Below are 17871 nucleotides of genomic sequence, written 5' to 3' on the forward strand. Positions count from 1 at the left end.
TTACCTAACAAAACTTTATGCGTCCCTCATGCCGCGATCGGTATGAAATAAAGTGATTTTATTTAATGATCGTGTTATCTTATGAAAAGCTTGTTGAACTAGTTCAGCGGTTTTGTTTGGCCCAGCATTATATCCAATTACTTCGCGATTAAACAAGTCAATTAATAAACAAATATAGTGTCATTTCCCGCCAACTTGAGCATATGTTAAATCACTACATTAACAACAACTTCATTAGGTTTTTTGTCATTAAATTCACGATTTAAAATATTACTGATTTGGGCATTATTAGCTGTTATTTTATGATTACGATATTTTAATTTGGTGTATTTAGAAACCAAATTATTTTTGATCATAATGCATCTGATTTTTCGTCGCGATAAGATGATATCTTTTCTTATTAAAACAGCTTTAATTTTATGAGCCCCATAAATTTTGCGACTTTTATTAAATGCACTGATAACTTCTTGTTCATAATTATTAACTTGCTTGTTAGTTCATTTATTAGTTTGATAATAATAATAATACGTTGATTTTGATAAACCCAAAATCTTACATATTTTCCTCACTGAATATTTGTTTTTGTTGTTATTAATTATTGTTATTTTTTGGCCATTATCAGTGCCGCTTGCTTTAAAATATCTTTTTCCATTTGTAATTGTTGGTTTTCTTTTCGTAAGTAAATTAATTCATTTTCTTCATTACTTTGATATCTTTTGCTTTAAAAGAACCAGAATTATCGAATGATTTTATTCAATTATAAATAGCAGATTTTGAAATACCATCATATTCATTAATAATTTCAATAATGCTTTTCCCGTTTTGATAAAGCATGACAATTTGTTTTTTAAATTCATCTTTATATGAATTTTTGACCATTTTTATATTCCTGCTTTCTTATATAATTTTATCTTATTTTGAAAGTTCACATAAATATGGTTGGACGCATAAAGTTTTCTTAGGTAGGTAAAGATTTGAATAAGTATTAAGACAGTCAGCAATGATTGTCTTTTTATTTTATAAGGTGTTAAAAGTTTGTTCTTTGAAAATTAAATACAAGTGAATTAATAATGTTGGTATGTATTAAAGCACGATAAATTGTGGGTGGTCGCCATAACCAAAAGAAGTTTACCAGTTAATAGATAACACCCTATTAGCTATAGCAATTTGTTTTGTTTTGCAATAAAAAAATGAATGGGTGGATTTCCTAAAAATATACACGCTATTAAATTAGTTCCAAGGGTAGGATGCGGATATTAAAGTGTAGAAATTTCTATATAGGGGTATGCTAAGTTTAAAATTATTAAAATTTTTATCTAATTAAAAAACAAAATTTACTAACAAAGTTTTTTAAACACTTAAATCTGCGATATATAAGTGTTTAAAAAACTAAGTTAACTAACTTAGTTAATATATATAACTTAGTTTATCTATAAGAAAGGTAATTTATTATGAAAAACATTGAAAACATTTTCTTAAATACTAAAAAATATCTCTTAAAAGAAACGCAAAACGCAATGCTTATTAAAGCCCCAAAAATTCCGTGATTTAATGAACAAATCGGTATTTGGTTTCCAAAACGATTTGTTTATAAAGGAAAATATGAAAATTCAATTTGCATCGGAATAATTAAAAATAGTAAGTAAATATCAAGTAATTTCAATTAATCAAAAAGAAAATGAAACCAAGTTAATTAAAGGACAAGAATTATTAGGCTTCTTCATTGCCAAAAAAGAAAACAACAAAAAAGATATAAATTATAACTATTTTAAAGGAGTTTAAAAATGAATATTGCGATTGGACTAATATTTATTATTATCAGCATCATGCTATTGGCATATTTTGCTTATAAAATTTATGCCAAAATAAAAATGCGAATTAAATATAAAAATGCCATTAAAAGTAATACTGGTAATTTTACAAAAGACGAAAAAGTATTTATTGCTCGCTTTGAAGAATGAGTTAAAGCTCCTAATTCAAAAAACAATAACGCGGATAAAAAATAATGTTTTGAAAAATTATCATGGAATTCTTAGAACTGTTTGTTCCGATAGAAAAAATGCCTGCACAAGTTGCGTTTATTGCCGGATTAATTATTATCATCACTTTTCTTTTCGCATTAATTTCAATTATGTATTTACCAATAAAAATGATTTTTGGTAGATAAAAAATGACAGTAAATTTAAAAGAATTTAATTGAGAACAAATTAAACAAACTTTCTGAGATTTATTTATTCAAATTACAGTTATTCCGGCTCATATTAGTGGTGGTAAAGAAATTGATTTAACTCAAGAAACACTTTGACTTTTAATAGCAAACATTGCTTTTTGATTCTTAACAGCGATTATGGTGTGATTTATTCTAATGCTACTTTGGAAAACCATATCAGTATTTAGATAGAGAAAAAATTAATGTCAAGAAGTTACATTGTGATGCATTCCCAAAGAAATTCAAAATTAATTAGGAAAAAATACAATCGTGTTAAGGTTAATCGTGGTTTTAACAAATTTAAGAAAAACTTTGAATATAAATGATGAATGTTTTAAAAAGAAAGGGGGTGATTATATGATTGGAACTTTCTTAACAGAAGCACCAGCAGTAACAAAAATAACAGCTAGTGACGCGATGACTAAATTATGGAATGCGATTATAACAGCGTTTACTAAAATGTGGGAAATTATTGCTGTTAATATGCCACAAGTCGGTAATTTCTTTGCTGACTACTGAATATTCATTTTTCCATTTATTTTGGCAATATTCTTTATTTGCTTTAAAATGTTTGAAAAATTACTTGGAGCAGTACGCTAACAAAAAAATAAAGTGAGGTGCAAGATGAAATTTTGCAAATGAATAATAGAAAAAAATAACCATTTTATTGAATTAAATCGCACCTCATTTTTAATTTTATGACATTGAGGAGCAATTTGATATATTTACAACGGTTATTTTAAAAACATTGTAAGCTATTTATTTTTAGCAGGTTGTATTTTAATTTTTCTTTTTAAAATCGGTAATTTAACACAAATTAACAAAGTTATTAACTTCTTAAAAAACTCACCATTAAATATTGTGATTGGTTCATTAGGAACTGGAAAAACCGCTTTTCTAGTATACGCATCAAAATTACTAAAAAAGAAAAAATATAATATCGCATCAACATTTCCATTACTAGAAACCCAAAAATTAAGTTTAGGCCATATGGGTTTGTTAGACTTTGATTATCCAGTATTGCCAGACAAAACCTTACTTTTGTGAGATGAAACCAACTTATTTTTAGAAGGAACTGATTGAGAAAAAAATAATACCAAAAACGAAGAAACCGGTATTCAAGAATATTTCGCTCTGGCACGGCATTTTGGTCATATTGTTCTCGCTAGCGGTCAAAGAGATAAACATATTTGAGTTAAAGTTCGTGATATTGCCAATAATGTGATTGTGGGAATTCGTAAAAAACCTGTTAATATTTTTCGTCCCTACTTAAAAGTTATCTATGGTACCTTTACGAGCATTGAAGAATATGAACGCTGACGAAACACATTAATTGATGCTAAAAATAGTAAAAAGGGTCGTCGCATTAAATACCGTGATATCCCTGAACTTGATATTTATTTTTTTAAATTAAAAATTCCTCTACCAATATTAAACACTTACAATTCTTTTTACCTAGCATTTTTAAGAGATTACTTAAATGCAAAAGTAAATCCTGACTATGAAGACAAATACTATACTGACACAGCAATTGATTTAGAAGACTTAGAATATTTAAAAATGGATAAATTTAGCAAATTTTTAAGAAAAATGAAAGAAAAGGAATAATAAAAAATGGAAAATCTTGCAAAAATGGCGGACTTTCTCGCTCAAATGCTTTATAAAGTTTTTGATTTAATTTGAAGTCTTGAAGTACCGGGAACAAATATTCAACTAATATTTCCTCTATTCTTAACGCTGGCCGTAGAATTTCTTATGGCAATTATTCTTGGATTTGGTAGTCAACAAGTTAATTTAGAAAAACAACGCCAATATGCAGTTAAAAATAAAGGTCGTTTAAGTGCCTGAGGAAAAGTTAAAAAACAAGTAAAACCGATAAAAACAAAACAAGGTAACTAAAAATGTTTAAACTAATTATTATTTTTATCTTAATAACTGTTCTTGGACTATTAGCTGGTAGTCATTTTGAAACTTTAACAAACTATATTAGCGAAGGTCTTGTCAATTTCCAAAAGTTTATTACTAGCAATTTAACAATTTTAGAACTATTTAAACCAATGGCACGAACATTTTCGCAACACCCAATCTTTACTATTCTTGGTGTTACTTGTGTACTTATTGCCTTATTTATTGTAATTAAAGGACGATAAAAAATATGAAGGGAGAGTTAAAATGAAAAAACTTTTAATAAAATTATTTAAAAAAGATAATTCAAAAGAAAAGATGCCATTAAAATTAAGAATTAAAAATTCTTTTAAAAAGCAGTGGTTAAAAATAGTATTAAGTATCATTTTCATTTTTATAAGCTTATTACTTTGTGTATTAACAGCAATCAATACTAAATGAATAACTGGAACAAGTGATGAATTTAATAATTTTATGAATGAACAAATGGTTAAATTCTTTGGCAAATTCAATAGTGGTATTATGCTAGCAGGAATTTTTGTTTTTTGATGAGGCGGAGCAATATATTTTGCACTTAAATTTGAAAAATTAATCCGCTTGATTATTCAAAAAATTAAAGCAAAAAGAGCCTTGAAAAATGAAATCAAACAAGTTAATTAATTTTTTAAAAAGATATTGATGAAGAATTTTGCCTTACATTTTTATGATTATTATCTTTTTCATTCCATTTTTAAAATTGGAAATTAATGATTTGAAATTATTATATGAAAAATTTGAAACATTAATTTCACTTATGATATTAGGATATTTAGATATATGCATGACAATAGCGGTAATTATAAATTGTGGTATTGAGTGACTTATTAAAAAAATTAAAGAAAAAAGAACAACGAGAAATAAAATATTTTAAAAAGGAGTGATAAAAATGTTTATGAAAATATTTACCATGATAATTATTAGTTTCAATAACATTTTTACCATTCCCTGAAACATTAATAATGATAAAACAAAAACACAATCACTAATTAGAAGCAAAAGGCAAAATAATGAATCATACGAATTAAACTTAAAAAAATCAAAATTAACACTTAAATCATCAAAAGATGACAACAGCAAGTGAAATCAAAAATGAGAAATAAAATTTAATGTAGAAAATAAATTTATGCCCAAAAACTTGCCTCCACGAATGAAACTTAATGATTGAGAATTTTATGTTGACAAAAATGACAAGATTACATTACCAATATTAAAATCATTAGAATATGATTTAAATTGAGAAAAAAACAGTGAACCAAGATATTGAGAAAATAAAGATTTTTTATCCTATCAAAATAAAAAATTAAAAAACATAAAAATGAAAGTACGAGAATGAGACAAAAATGAAAGATATGCCAAATGAAAAATATTAGAATTTGACGCACAATCAGAAACTAAACCCTCGACTGATATTGATTTACCAGAAAAAACCACCAAATTTGATAGTAATCATAACTATAGTGATGTTATTGATAATCTTGATTATTTAATGATTCATCGTGGTGATTTTGATAAATTTAATTACTCTTATCTCTATTGAACACCGGTATTTAATTTCATTGACACCTTAGAAAAAGGTTACTATAAAGAATTTACGATTAAAAATCATGGTTTTAAAAATGAAAGCTATTTTTATCACAAAAATTCTACTATTTTACCAAACTCAGAAATAATTGACCCGACAAATGCAACCAAAATTGAAGTTATAAAAAAAATTAAAAAGAGACTTAATGAAACAATTAATAATCTTACTGGCGTAAATAATGCAATTGAAGGTATCGACTACTATAATACAGAAATTAAAGATAATGACAACAATTACTTAGATGAAAGGGCTACTTTTGATTTAACAACAGACAATGTCGCTGACAGAACATTTACCGTTAAATTTACCGCAATTGAAACGAGCACACAATTGCAAGGAACAAATACAATTAAAATGACCATTCCAAAACAAGATGATAATAACGATAATGTCCTTAAAATTAAGGCATTTAACAAAACCCTAATTGCTGGAAATAATTATTTACAACTGCTACATGGTGAGGCCGAAATCTGAAAATACGACACCAAAAAGGCTAACGATTATTACCTAATTAAGTATCTTTTTGGTACCTTAAATTACCTCAATGTTAGATTTAGTTTTTTGAGATACGACCCTGAATTAAAAAATGACATTTACCTATACTTTAAAAACAACATCCCTGGTATTAACAACAGCGATTACAAAAATGTCTTTGATGAAATCTACGAAATTCTTGGCAATTTTTTTGCCAGTTTATTTTATGCGACTTTTGATATGGATGAAAACACTCATACTGAAATTGATTTTAAAGGCGTAGATAATTATAACAAGAACTATTTTATTCAAATCGGTTTCTTTTATCGCTCCTTAATTACTTTTTATCCCAAAAAATACTTAGTAAATATTATAGGAAACTCAGAATTATTACTAAGAAGTTATTTTTTTACTTTTGATAAAAAAACGCACCAAAAAAATTATAATGCTATTAAAAACAACAATAGCATTTATCAAATTGATTTTAATGTCCTTAAATCCTATGATAATAAACTGATTACCTTGCCGACCAGTAAACCAGCTAACAGTATTAATTACCTTAATACCGATATTGATATTCGCTATGGTATTAATATTTTTACCTTAACTTTTCCACTTTATCACAAGGGTGGTATCTCTAATTACAATTTTAAAATTTATGACTTTAATGTTCTTAATTCCACAGCCTTTATACCTGATGGTTCAACCAACTCAGAATGAGATGACTTAATTCCGCCAGCAAATTGCAAATATTCTGGACGATGAATACCAACCTTTAATGATATTGGTTGTACCATTCAGAATGCTAGTATCAAAATGATTAACTGAATTCTGACAGCGTCACAAATCATTACGATTTTACGGCCATTAGCAATTATTGCGAAAGCAACAGTTAACTTTTCAACCGCCATTTTTCCGATCTTTAAAACCGTGCCAGCTTTTTACTATACCTTTCAATTTTTAATTGGTTTTGCCATCTTTCTAATGATATTAAGAATTTTTGTATAATTATATATATATATATATATTGAAAAAACAAAATAAAGGAGTTAAATTTATGAAAATTTTAAATATAATAGCTCTTTGGGGGCTGACAACATTGCCAATAGTTGGGTGTTCTAAAAAAGAAAATAAAACAACATTGCCAATTGAGAATGAATCATACGAATTAAACTTAAAAAAATCAAAATTAACACTTAAATCATCAAAAGATGACAACAGCAAGTGAAATCAAAAATGAGAAATAAAATTTAATGTAGAAAATAAATTTATGCCCAAAAACTTGCCTCCACGAATGAAACTTAATGATTGAGAATTTTATGTTGACAAAAATGACAAGATTACATTACCAATATTAAAATCATTAGAATATGATTTAAATTGAGAAAAAAACAGTGAACCAAGATATTGAGAAAATAAAGATTTTTTATCCTATCAAAATAAAAAATTAAAAAACATAAAAATGAAAGTACGAGAATGAGACAAAAATGAAAGATATGCCAAATGAAAAATATTAGAATTTAAAACTGAATTTAAAAATAATTAAACTGGTAAAATTTACTATTCAGGAAGCGTGGTTTTTTCTAGAGGCTGTACAATTATATGTGTCTCTAAGTAATTAACTTAAATTCACTCTGTCTTCAAATTTTATCATTAAATGTGAAATTGCACTACCCCAATTTTGAATTGGCATTGTTCATTTTTTAGTCATATTTTGAAATGCTAAATAGCATATTTTAAAAACTATAACTGCCAAAAGAAAGATGACTTTTTACGATAACAAACACTTTTGGACAACTAAACAACTTTTTCATTTTTTATATTTTGACAAAATAAAAACCAGTAATTTTAGTTAATTACTGGTTTGAATATTTTTTATTTTTACAAGAAATTTAAACTTGTTGGGCTTGTTTTAATTAAAGTTATTGTTCTAAATAGCTAATATCGTTTTTATAAAACTTTATACTATAGTAGTAACTGTATTTGTTCTTACTGGCCCTTCTCTTTCTGATGAAAAAAATGCTTCCCCATTAAAAGTTATGTTATCATTGTTTTTATCTATAGTAATTTTATCTGGCAATAAGCTATATTTTTGTAATATTTGCATCGCTTCTTTAATTGATAATGTAACTATTTGTTCTTTATTGTTATCATCAATTATTTTGGCAGTAATATTTCCTGTAATTTTTTGTTTTAAATTTAATATAACTTTAGATGTAATTATTCTTACTTGATAAGTAATTTTTAATTTTTCATTGGGATTAAGTTCAAATTTATCAGCGGGTTCCTTAAAAATACTTAAAATCATTTCTTGTTCTTGTTTATTTGTGTTTGATAAATCAAATTCATTTGATAATACATTAATGATTTCAGAATTTTTATTATTTATATTTGTAAAATCTGTTAATTTCATTTCATCATCAGAATTTATGTTTCAACCATTTAATTTATTTTCTTGTTTTGTTTTAGTTAATCCTGTTGTAATTTGAAATACTAATTTTGATTTTGAATTATATTCACAAGCGGGTACATTAAATGATCTTGTATTTGGAGTTTTATTGGTAATTTCTCTATCAGAACATACATTTTTAGGAACATTAGATCATAAAAATGAATTTTCTTGTTTTGTTATTTCAGTATTTGAAAAATTTAAATTATTACTATTAACATTACTTATTTCTTTAAATATTAAATTTGGATTTTCATCTCGAAACTTAAAAAATACTGCTCTTTTAATTAATTCGTTTAAATTAATATCATTAATTTCATCTTTATTTTTAATTTTATAATTAACAATAACTTCTCCAAAATATTTATTATTACTATTATTTTTTTCTTTTATTATCGCTGAATTATTTGTTTTGTTAACTATTTCTAATAGTGAAATATCTAAATCAGGATTTAAATAATTTAATTCACTTAAAATTATATTATCAAAATTATTACTAATTTCTCCTAAATTAGAATTTAAATCATAATTACTGTATTCATAAACATTACCATCTCCTGAACCAATATATAATTTATTGTTGAAAACCACACCAGAAGAATCAACTCAGTTATTTGTTCTAATAACAATTTTTTGTTGTCCTGTTGCTGAATATTCATAAACATTGTGATCTCCTGAACCAATATATAATTTATTGTTGAAAACTATCCCAGAAGATTTAATTTCTCCATTTGTTGTAATGACAACTTTTTGTTGTCCTGTTGCTGGATCATATTCATATACTTTGTGATCTATTGAACCAAAATATAATTTATTGTTGAAAACCACACCAGAAGATCAAATTCCTTCTTCTGTTTTTATGACAGTTTTTTGTTGTCCTGTTGCTGGATCATATTCATATACATTATGATCTTTTGAACCAAAATATAATTTATTATTTAAAATAATTCCACTAGCAAAAATCTCGCCCTTTGTTGTAATGATAACCATTTGTTGTCCTGTTGCTGGATCATATTCATATACATTGTGATCATGTGAACCAATATATAATTTATTGTTGAAAACCACACCAGAAGAATGAATGACATTATTTGCTTTAATAACAATTTTTTGTTGGCCTATTACTGGATCATACTCATATACATTATGATCACCTGAACCAAAATATAATTTATTATTTAACACGACCCCCGAAGAAAGAACTTCATCCTTTAGTGTGATCAAAATTTTTTGTTGTCCTGTTGCTGGATCATATTCATATACATTGTGATCATGTGAACCAAAATATATTTTATTGTTGAAAACTACACCCGAAGAAAAAACAATACTATTTGCTTTAATAACAATTTTTTGTTGTCCTGTTGCTGGATCATACTCATAAACATTACCATCTCATGAACCAAAATATAATTTACTGTTGAAAACCACACTCGAAGAAAAAATGTGCCCACCTGTTTTAATAACAATTTTTGTTCTATTTATTTTATTATTTTCATTATTGCTTCGTTTTTGTCTTTTATTATTTATATTTTCTATTTTTTCTTGTGTTGGAGTTGGATACGGACTATTGGCAACAATGCCCGACATTCCGCTTCCTGCTATTGTTATTGTACTTAATAAACTAAGTAATTTTTTCATATTAATTAAATCCTTTTCATGAATTTTTGCTAATTAATAAATTTTTATAGTAATCACTCGACCCTTTCTTAAATTTATAAAATTTAATTAATACAAATTAATTATAAATAATTAAATAAGAATTTCTATCATTTTTTCAGAATATTGAATACTAATTCTAGAAAAAATTATCATTAAAACAAAAAAATAATCAAACCAAATTAAACTTTATTAAAATTAATACCAAGAAAGGTGGTTTTTCTATGTTAGAAATTAATAATAATTTAAAAACCCCAGAAAATAAGCATTGATTAAACTTATTTACAACCCATAAAAATATGTACACCAACAAATGTGAACAACTAGCTAATGAATACGAAAAATTAGATGAATACCTATATTTACATCATTATCGGTTAAAACAAGGTTATAAAGTAGTTCATTTTGCAACAAGAACAATTATTACAATTTTTGGTGATGTTACTTTTAAACGACGCCGATATAAATATTGAAATCAAAAATCAGGTAAATTTGAATATGTATGTTTGTTAGATAAAGAAATTGGTTTATTGCCCAAACAATGCATTTATTTTGATGTTCAATTTAAAGTTTTAAGTATTTTAGGTGATGGTAAAACGATATCGCGATGTTTTAAGATGCTTTAAATCATTGTTATATTTCAAAAGCTAGTATTTCAAGTATTTTAAATAAATACGATATTGCTGAATATTTTCAACTAGCAGAAAAAGAAACTAAAACTAGAATTGATGTCAAAAATAAGGATTTATATATTCAACTAGATGAGACATTTTTAGCGACATTAGATCATAAAATTAAACAAGACCAAAGAAAAGAATTCATTTAGTTACTTTTCATACCGGACATAAAGAAAAAAATTACAAAAACGCTCGTAGAGAATTAGAAAACAAACGAGGTCATTTTCTAATGTTAAAAGTTGGTAAACGAATAAATACGATGGATTATCGTGATTTATTAATTAAAGAATTGCAAAAACATTATGTTAATATTAATTATGACAAAATAATTGTTTGTGGCGATAGTGCTGCTTGAATTAGAGAAATTGCCAATAGTTTTGGTAATGTTAGATATATTTTAGATGGTTATCATGCTATTAAAAAATTAAAACAAACTGCATTTAATATTATTTTTGAAAATCGCAAAGTAACACTAAATAGTTGAATTAAATTATATAAGGATGGAAAATCCATCAAGAATTAATCAAAACCATTCGTAATGTTGTTAAAAATGAATTAAATAAAGATATTAAAACAAAGTTAAGGAAGGCTAGTAATTATTTCAATAATAATAAGCAAGGTATTCATCATCAAAATTTAGAATGAAATATCGGTTGCAGCATTGAAAGTGATGTATCACATTTAGTAAAACAACAATTAGGATATGGAGCAAAAATATATAATCATAAGAATTTAAATAACCTATTACATTTAAGAATGGCAAATTTAAACAAATTAAATGTATTACATTACATTAATGAAAATATTAATTCAGAAATAGCAATCAGAAAAGAAATATATAAAAGTTCATTATGAAATAAATATAATAAGAAAAATGATGATAGTTGAATTAATAAAGGTAGAATTGTATATACAAATAAATATATTACATTTAAGTAAGTAAAAATATTAGTTAAAATTTAATAAAATTAATAATTTTTCATTGTGCAAAAATTCAATAATATGATAAAATGGTAATGAATAAAAATGACAATAACAAGGAAGGGCGGGTTAGTTTAGTAATTAAATAATATAATTAGCTGATTGTTTTACTTCTTCAAAGCAATACCTAAGAAAACTAAACGCGACCAATATGGTTCAAATTATTGTAACCTATCCAATAAATATATATAATATTATGAAAATAAAAAAATTAAATAAAATTAATAATTTAGAAGGGGAAAAAATATATGAGTCAAAATGTTGCAAGAAAATATGGTTTATTTATGTGCCTCTGTATGGTTGTGGGGACAGTAATTGGAACTGGGATTTTCTTTAAAAATGAAGGTGTTTACGGCGTTGTTAATGGCAATGGAATCTTAGGAATCGTTGCTTGAATTATTGGTGGTGGTATAGCAATTTCTTTTGGTTTATCATTTATGGAAATTTCATCGGCAAAACAAGATAGTAATTCGGGAATTGCTTTATATGCAAAAATGTTTGCTGGTAGTAAATTTGGTCGCGTTGTTCGTAATGCAATGAATAATATTTATTTGCCATTAACTGCTTTTACAGTAGCTTATTATACTAGTAAGGCTTCTGTTTGGGCAATTGGCGGTGGTCAAGATACAGAAATGCGTTTAGCAAATGTCTTAGGCGGTTCTAATGTGTATGAATTATTATTAAGTATTTTTGCAGTTTTATATACTTTATTTGTTATTGTTTGTTGCATTTATAATGAATCAATTAGTAAATGAGTACAAATGATTACCGTTATTTTAAAATTAATACCATTAATTTTTATTGGTGTTGCCGGATTAATTGTTGTTAATGCAGGAGCAGGTGCTTTTTTAGAAACCGGATTAGGTGATCCAAAGAAATATGAAATTGTTAAAAATAAAGGTCATTTTGAAATGCTATTAATGGCGCTACCAGGAATTCTTTTTGCCTTTGATGGTTTTTTATCAACAACTTATATTCAAAAAGATGTTCAGGATTCTAGTAAAAATATTCCTTTAGCCTTAGTTTTTGGTTTAACAGGAATTACTTTTATTTATGTTTTAACTTCAATTTCAACATTAAATTTAGACCCTGGCGGCAGCGTTGCTATTGCCGCGAAAAAAATATTTAATAACCCTACAGTTAATGTTGTTTGTGCGCGATTAATTTTTATTTTTATTCTTATTAGTGCTTTTGGAACTTTAAATGGTTATTGTTTTTCAATGACAAAGTTAACAAGGTCATCATTAGATGATGGTTTTGTTGTTGGTAACGATAAAATATGACAAAAAGTTATTAATCGTTTTGGTATTAAAACAGCAACATTAATGGTGGCGGGAGTATTATTTGCAATTTGGATTGTAATTATGGCGCTACCAACGATAGTTACTGATGATAATTATAATTTCTTTGATTTTATTAGTAATGCTGGTGTTGTGATGGCGTTTATGTTATATGGTGTAATTATCTTTTATGGTTTATTAAATCGTTATCGTAAAAAAATTAAAACGCTTAATGCTTGATATTTTATTCCGGCAGCGATTATTTCTATATTATGCATTACTTTAATATTGGGATATAATGTTTATTCTTACTTTGCTTTATTAGTAACCTCTGAAAATAAAGTAGGAGCAATTTTACAAATTTTCTTTTTACTATTAATTCTTGCTTTGCCTTGATTAGGATTATTTATGAAAGATAATGAATTAGAAAATGATAATGAAACTGGTAATGTGTCAGAACTTGAACAACCAATAAGTGATAACGGGCGGGACTACAAATAAGTTTTCTAATGATGGTAATGTGTTAGAAAATATTTATGTTTCTCTGAAACAAATTACTCCTAATGAGACAGGTGATGGTTCTGAATTTGGAGAAGAAATTACTGAATTATAAAGACGCATAAAGTTTTGTTAAGTGGACAAATATTTGAATAAGTATTAAGACAGTCAGTAATGATTGTCTTTTTATTTTATAAGGTGTTAAAATTTTGTTCTTTGAAAATTAAATATAAGTGAATTAATAATGTTGGTATGTATTAAAGCACGATAAGTTATGGGTGGTCGGGTGGTCGCCATAACCAAAAGAAGTTTACCAGTTAATAGATAACGCCCTATTAGCTATAGCAATTTGTTTCATTTTGCAATAAAAAAATGAATAGATGGGTTTCCTAAAAATATACACGCTATTAAATTAGTTCCAAAGGTAGGGCGCGAATATTAAAGTGTAAAAATTTCTATATGGGGGGGTGCTAAGTTTAAAATTATTAAAATCTTTATCTAATTAAAAAACAAAATTTACTAACAAAGCTTATTAAACACTTAAATCTGCGATATATAAGTGTTTAAAAAACTAAGTTAACTAACAACTTAGTTAATATAACTTAGTTTATTTATAAGAAAGGTAATTTATTATGAAAAACATTGAAAACATTTTCTTAAATACTAAAAAATATCTCTTAAAAGAAACACAAAACGCAATGTTTATTAAAGCACCAAAAATTCCGTGATTTAATGAACAAATCGGTGTTTGGTTTTCAAAACGATTTGTTTATAAAGGAAAATATTAAAATTCTATTTGCATCGAAATAATCAAGAATAGTAAATATCAAATAATTTCAATTAATCAAAAAGAAAATGAAACCAAGTTAATTAAAGGATAATTATTATAAGTTGATTCATTGCAGAAAAATAACAATAAAAAAAGATACAAATTATAACTATTTTAAAGGATTTTAAAAATGAATATCGCAATTGGATTAATATTTATTATCATTTGCATCATGCTATTGGCATATTTTGCTTATAAAATTTATGCCAAAATAAAAATTAGAATTAAATATAAAAATGTCATTAAAAATAATACTGGTAATTTCACAAAAGACGAAAAAGTATTTATTGCTCGCTTTGAAGAATGAGTTAAAGCTCCTAATTCAAAAGAAAATATGAAATGGCAACCCTTTTTAGGACACTTTTTATTATGTAGACTGCCGTTTTCTAAATTCAACGGGTGTTAAATAATTTAAGCTGCCGTGAATTCAAATATTGTTGTATCAATTAACAAAATAAAATAGTTCGCATTTTAATTGTGTTAAATTTTCAAATTTTTTACCCTTAATAAATTCTGTTTTAAAGGTTTTGTAAGTTGTTGCGGCCACAGCATTATCATAAGGACAATCTTTATTGCTTAATGATCTTTTAATGTTAAAAGTTATTAAAATTTCATCAATGATTTTATTTTTGAAATCATTACCACGATCGGTATGAAATAAAGTTATTTGCTTTAATGGTCGTGTTATTTTATGAAAAGCTTGTTGAATTAATTCAGCGGTTTTGTTTGGCCTGGCATTATAGCCAAGCCAATTACTTCGCGATTAAACAAGTCAATTAACAAACAAATATAGTGTCATTTCCCGCCAACTTGCACATATGTTAAATCACTAACAACAGCTTCATTGGGTTTTTTGTCATTAAATTCACGATTTAAAACATTACTAATTTGGGCATTATTAGTTGTTGTTTTATGATTACGATATTTTAATTTGGTGTATCTAGAGTATCTAGAAACCAAATTATTTTTGATCATAATGCATCTGATTTTTCGCCGCGATAAGATGATATCTTTTCTTATTAAAACAGCTTTAATTTTACGGGCCCCATAAATTTTGCGACTTTTATTAAATGTATTGACAATTTCTTGTTCATAATTATTAACTTGCTTGTTAGTGCATTTATTAGGTTGATAATAATAATACGTTGATTTTGATAAACCCAAAATCTTACATATTTTCCTCACTGAATATTTGTTTTTGTTGTTATTAATTATTGTTATTTTTTGGCCATTATCAGTGCCGCTTGCTTTAAAATATCGTTTTCCATTCGTAATTGTTTTAATTCTTTTCGTAAGTAAATTAATTCATTTTCTTCATTACTTTGATATCTTTTGCTTTAAAAGAACCAAAATTATCGAATGATTTTATTCAATTATAAATAGCAGATTTTGAAATACCCTATTCATTAATAATTTCAATAATGATTTTCCCGCTTTGATAAAGCATGACAATTTGTTTTTTAAATTCATCTGTATATGAATTTTTGCCCATTTTTTATATTCCTACTTTCTTAATAATTTTATCTTATTTTGAAAGTCCACATAAATATGGTCCAACTTATTGTAACCTATCCAAAAAGATATTTTTTAATATTTAAAAAAATATTTTCAATATTTCTCACATACATACCCTCCTTACAAATATATTTAGTTAGATAACTAAGTTAAATATTTATTTTGTTAAACATTTGTGTTTAACAAAATTTGTTAGTAAACTTCGTTTACTAATTAACTTAGTTTATTACTATCAAGGCACAAAAAAATACAAAGCATAACTAAAAATAATAAATATTAATTTAACCTTATATTTCTTGTAATAAATAAATGAGCTCATATTTATTTATTAATTAACAGCAAGGTGGTTAAGAACTAAAAAAACCAGCTTGTAAAAACCAAAATTTTGTCACATGTATATAGTTTTCTACATCCTTGTGTAACATACCACAGACTTATGACAATCACAAGCATTTTTTTAAAAAAGGATGATAAATTATCAAATAATGCAGAAAATTTTTAAAAATAGTTTGTAATTAAATTACAAAGTATAAAGACTGTAGATTAATTTTTAGAGAAAAGAAAAAGTGTTGTAAATTTTATTAATTAGCAAAAATTTACGAAAGGGATTTGATTAATATGAAAAAATTACTTATTTTATTAAGTACAATAACAATTACAGGGGCTGCCCTGCCAATGTTAATTGCAACAAATCTGCCTTCTTGTGAAATACAAAAAATATTAAATAATAATGATTTGTTTGAAAAATGATATAAGTTTTTAGAACATGATGAATTAAAATTAAAATTATCCTCAGATATTGCTTTTAAAATTATTTATCAATTTGAATCTGACAGTAAAAAAAATTTTTTAGAACAAACAATGATATTAATTTCTAATTTACCAAAATCAGACCATAGTGGTGCTGGCGGTTCTATAAATAAAGAAGATATAAATATAATGGCAAATTTCATTTGAGAACATTTTTCTGAATTTCACGAAGTTTGAAGAAGTTTAAAACAAGAACAATCAATTATTATCAAAACAAATACTATTGGATATTGAGATAATGAAAATCCAAATAATAGTATTTATGTTAATTAAAGAAAGAAGGAATAAAAAAATGAAAAAATTCCTAGGAATTTTAGGAACAATAATAATGGCAGGAAGCGGAACATTAACATTAGTTGCAAACAGCCCTACATCTACATCTATAAAAACAGAAGAAAAAATTTTAAAACTAACTAAAAGATGAGAAGAAGTTCAATGACTACATATTCAAAATCAATGAAATAATTCTAATCAAGAATATCAAAGAGTGGCATTAGAATTTCAAAGAAATCAAAATCATACAGCTTTTAATCAAGCTCAACAACGCTTCTTGCGAGTTAAACAATCATATAATAATAATAATTCAGCAATTGAATGACAACAAGGATTAACACAATGAGAAAATTAAATTAGAAAAGAACGCAATCAGCAATGATGAAACAATTCCAATACTCAACGAGCACACAACGCAAAAAGACAATGAGTATAAAAAAAGTTAATAATCTTGAAAATAAATTAGGAATCTCGTTAGGAATTGACGTAGCTGCTACTTTGAATGAAAATCGAAATAATAATTTAAGATTTAAAAGAAAAACTAATTCTACTAGTTGTTCTATAACTACGGGGGCCCGGGGCCTTCCCTGGCCCCCGTAGGAATTACTGTAGGTTTTGTGTGTTCTAGCGGCAGCAAGCAGCACCATTAGTTGGATGGATTAGCTGCTTTATTTGGATTTGCTGCACAAACTCT

General features: G+C 25.8%; 25 protein-coding genes and 2 pseudogenes. 21 read left to right on the forward strand and 6 right to left on the reverse strand.

Annotated features, from left to right (window positions below; all coding sequences use genetic code 4):
• Positions 1 to 15: 15 nt before the first annotated feature.
• The 3 genes from AACK93_RS04260 to AACK93_RS04270 all read right to left on the reverse strand — a co-directional run bounded on the left by AACK93_RS04260 (position 16) and on the right by AACK93_RS04270 (position 879).
• Complete coding sequence (locus tag AACK93_RS04260) at positions 16 to 156, reverse strand: hypothetical protein (protein WP_339023852.1); 141 nt, start codon at positions 154 to 156, stop codon at positions 16 to 18.
• A 50-nt stretch (positions 157 to 206) separates the two neighbouring features.
• Positions 207 to 569: an IS3 family transposase gene (locus AACK93_RS04265; protein ID WP_339023853.1), complete on the reverse strand. Its 363-nt coding sequence runs from the start codon at positions 567 to 569 to the stop codon at positions 207 to 209.
• Positions 570 to 684: 115 nt separating this feature from the next.
• On the reverse strand, positions 685 to 879 hold the full coding sequence (locus AACK93_RS04270; protein ID WP_339023854.1) for a transposase: 195 nt from the start codon (positions 877 to 879) through the stop codon (positions 685 to 687).
• Positions 880 to 1451: 572 nt separating this feature from the next.
• Here AACK93_RS04270 and AACK93_RS04275 point away from each other — a divergent pair.
• From AACK93_RS04275 to AACK93_RS04325, 11 genes are all read left to right on the forward strand, one after another.
• Complete coding sequence (locus tag AACK93_RS04275) at positions 1452 to 1646, forward strand: hypothetical protein (RefSeq protein WP_339023855.1); 195 nt, start codon at positions 1452 to 1454, stop codon at positions 1644 to 1646.
• A gap of 138 nt (positions 1647 to 1784) precedes the next feature.
• Positions 1785 to 2006: a hypothetical protein gene (locus AACK93_RS04280; RefSeq protein WP_339023856.1), complete on the forward strand. Its 222-nt coding sequence runs from the start codon at positions 1785 to 1787 to the stop codon at positions 2004 to 2006.
• Positions 2006 to 2167 (forward strand): hypothetical protein, encoded by a 162-nt coding sequence (locus AACK93_RS04285; protein ID WP_339023857.1) that lies wholly within the window; start codon positions 2006 to 2008, stop codon positions 2165 to 2167. Before AACK93_RS04280 ends, AACK93_RS04285 begins: the two co-directional genes overlap by 1 nt.
• 3 nt (positions 2168 to 2170) lie before the next feature.
• Entirely contained in the window at positions 2171 to 2401 is a 231-nt protein-coding gene (locus tag AACK93_RS04290; protein ID WP_339023858.1) for a hypothetical protein, read from the forward strand.
• Positions 2402 to 2494: 93 nt separating this feature from the next.
• Positions 2495 to 2809, forward strand: a complete 315-nt coding sequence (locus tag AACK93_RS04295; protein ID WP_339023859.1) for a hypothetical protein — start codon at positions 2495 to 2497, stop codon at positions 2807 to 2809.
• Positions 2810 to 2833: 24 nt separating this feature from the next.
• Complete coding sequence (locus tag AACK93_RS04300) at positions 2834 to 3817, forward strand: hypothetical protein (protein ID WP_338967898.1); 984 nt, start codon at positions 2834 to 2836, stop codon at positions 3815 to 3817.
• Positions 3818 to 3823: 6 nt separating this feature from the next.
• Entirely contained in the window at positions 3824 to 4108 is a 285-nt protein-coding gene (locus AACK93_RS04305) for a hypothetical protein (RefSeq protein WP_338967899.1), read from the forward strand.
• A 2-nt stretch (positions 4109 to 4110) separates the two neighbouring features.
• A complete protein-coding gene (locus AACK93_RS04310) occupies positions 4111 to 4359 on the forward strand; it encodes a hypothetical protein (RefSeq protein ID WP_339023860.1) in 249 nt (82 codons plus the stop codon).
• Positions 4360 to 4381: 22 nt separating this feature from the next.
• A complete protein-coding gene (locus AACK93_RS04315; RefSeq protein WP_339023861.1) occupies positions 4382 to 4774 on the forward strand; it encodes a hypothetical protein in 393 nt (130 codons plus the stop codon).
• Between the two features lie 265 nt (positions 4775 to 5039).
• Positions 5040 to 7217 (forward strand): hypothetical protein, encoded by a 2178-nt coding sequence (locus AACK93_RS04320; RefSeq protein ID WP_339023862.1) that lies wholly within the window; start codon positions 5040 to 5042, stop codon positions 7215 to 7217.
• A 49-nt stretch (positions 7218 to 7266) separates the two neighbouring features.
• The gene (locus tag AACK93_RS04325) at positions 7267 to 7755 is read left to right on the forward strand and encodes a hypothetical protein (RefSeq protein ID WP_339023863.1); all 489 of its coding nucleotides are present in this window, start codon (positions 7267 to 7269) and stop codon (positions 7753 to 7755) included.
• Positions 7756 to 7827: 72 nt separating this feature from the next.
• Here AACK93_RS04325 and AACK93_RS08110 read toward each other — a convergent pair.
• A pseudogene (locus AACK93_RS08110) lies at positions 7828 to 7956 on the reverse strand (IS256 family transposase); the annotation flags it as partial.
• A 213-nt stretch (positions 7957 to 8169) separates the two neighbouring features.
• Positions 8170 to 10296 carry a PQQ-binding-like beta-propeller repeat protein gene (locus AACK93_RS04330; protein ID WP_339023864.1) on the reverse strand — a complete coding sequence of 709 codons (2127 nt, stop codon included), beginning with the start codon at positions 10294 to 10296 and terminating at the stop codon, positions 8170 to 8172.
• 242 nt (positions 10297 to 10538) lie between these two features.
• Here AACK93_RS04330 and AACK93_RS04335 point away from each other — a divergent pair, with 242 nt between their 5' ends.
• The 7 genes from AACK93_RS04335 to AACK93_RS04365 all read left to right on the forward strand — a co-directional run bounded on the left by AACK93_RS04335 (position 10539) and on the right by AACK93_RS04365 (position 14985).
• Positions 10539 to 10940 carry a UPF0236 family transposase-like protein gene (locus tag AACK93_RS04335; RefSeq protein WP_422398169.1) on the forward strand — a complete coding sequence of 134 codons (402 nt, stop codon included), beginning with the start codon at positions 10539 to 10541 and terminating at the stop codon, positions 10938 to 10940.
• Between the two features lie 280 nt (positions 10941 to 11220).
• On the forward strand, positions 11221 to 11514 hold the full coding sequence (locus AACK93_RS04340) for a UPF0236 family transposase-like protein (RefSeq protein ID WP_339023865.1): 294 nt from the start codon (positions 11221 to 11223) through the stop codon (positions 11512 to 11514).
• A 233-nt stretch (positions 11515 to 11747) separates the two neighbouring features.
• Entirely contained in the window at positions 11748 to 11930 is a 183-nt protein-coding gene (locus AACK93_RS04345) for a hypothetical protein (protein WP_339023866.1), read from the forward strand.
• A gap of 290 nt (positions 11931 to 12220) precedes the next feature.
• Entirely contained in the window at positions 12221 to 13753 is a 1533-nt protein-coding gene (locus tag AACK93_RS04350) for an APC family permease (RefSeq protein WP_339023867.1), read from the forward strand.
• Positions 13728 to 13865, forward strand: coding sequence for a hypothetical protein (locus AACK93_RS04355; RefSeq protein WP_339023868.1), 138 nt, complete (start codon positions 13728 to 13730; stop codon positions 13863 to 13865). The genes AACK93_RS04350 and AACK93_RS04355 overlap by 26 nt, the downstream gene beginning before the upstream one ends.
• A 517-nt stretch (positions 13866 to 14382) precedes the next feature.
• A complete protein-coding gene (locus AACK93_RS04360) occupies positions 14383 to 14538 on the forward strand; it encodes a hypothetical protein (RefSeq protein ID WP_339023869.1) in 156 nt (51 codons plus the stop codon).
• Between the two features lie 171 nt (positions 14539 to 14709).
• Positions 14710 to 14985 (forward strand): hypothetical protein, encoded by a 276-nt coding sequence (locus AACK93_RS04365; RefSeq protein WP_339023870.1) that lies wholly within the window; start codon positions 14710 to 14712, stop codon positions 14983 to 14985.
• On the opposite strand, the pseudogene AACK93_RS04370 reads toward AACK93_RS04365, so the two are convergent.
• Positions 14947 to 16071: pseudogene (locus tag AACK93_RS04370) on the reverse strand (IS3 family transposase). The gene AACK93_RS04365 and the pseudogene AACK93_RS04370 sit on opposite strands and share 39 nt — an antisense overlap.
• 641 nt (positions 16072 to 16712) lie before the next feature.
• Between AACK93_RS04370 and AACK93_RS04375 the strand changes: the two are divergent.
• Genes AACK93_RS04375 through AACK93_RS04385 form a run of 3 tightly spaced genes read left to right on the forward strand, consistent with a single transcriptional unit; the run spans position 16713 to position 17777 of the window.
• Positions 16713 to 17177, forward strand: coding sequence for a hypothetical protein (locus tag AACK93_RS04375; RefSeq protein ID WP_339023871.1), 465 nt, complete (start codon positions 16713 to 16715; stop codon positions 17175 to 17177).
• A gap of 19 nt (positions 17178 to 17196) precedes the next feature.
• Entirely contained in the window at positions 17197 to 17532 is a 336-nt protein-coding gene (locus tag AACK93_RS04380; protein WP_339023872.1) for a hypothetical protein, read from the forward strand.
• Positions 17533 to 17555: 23 nt separating this feature from the next.
• The gene (locus AACK93_RS04385) at positions 17556 to 17777 is read left to right on the forward strand and encodes a hypothetical protein (RefSeq protein ID WP_339023873.1); all 222 of its coding nucleotides are present in this window, start codon (positions 17556 to 17558) and stop codon (positions 17775 to 17777) included.
• Positions 17778 to 17871 lie beyond the last annotated feature (94 nt).

Source organism: Spiroplasma endosymbiont of Agriotes lineatus (assembly GCF_964019485.1).
Taxonomy (GTDB): Bacteria; Bacillota_I; Bacilli_A; order Mycoplasmatales; family Nriv7; genus Nriv7.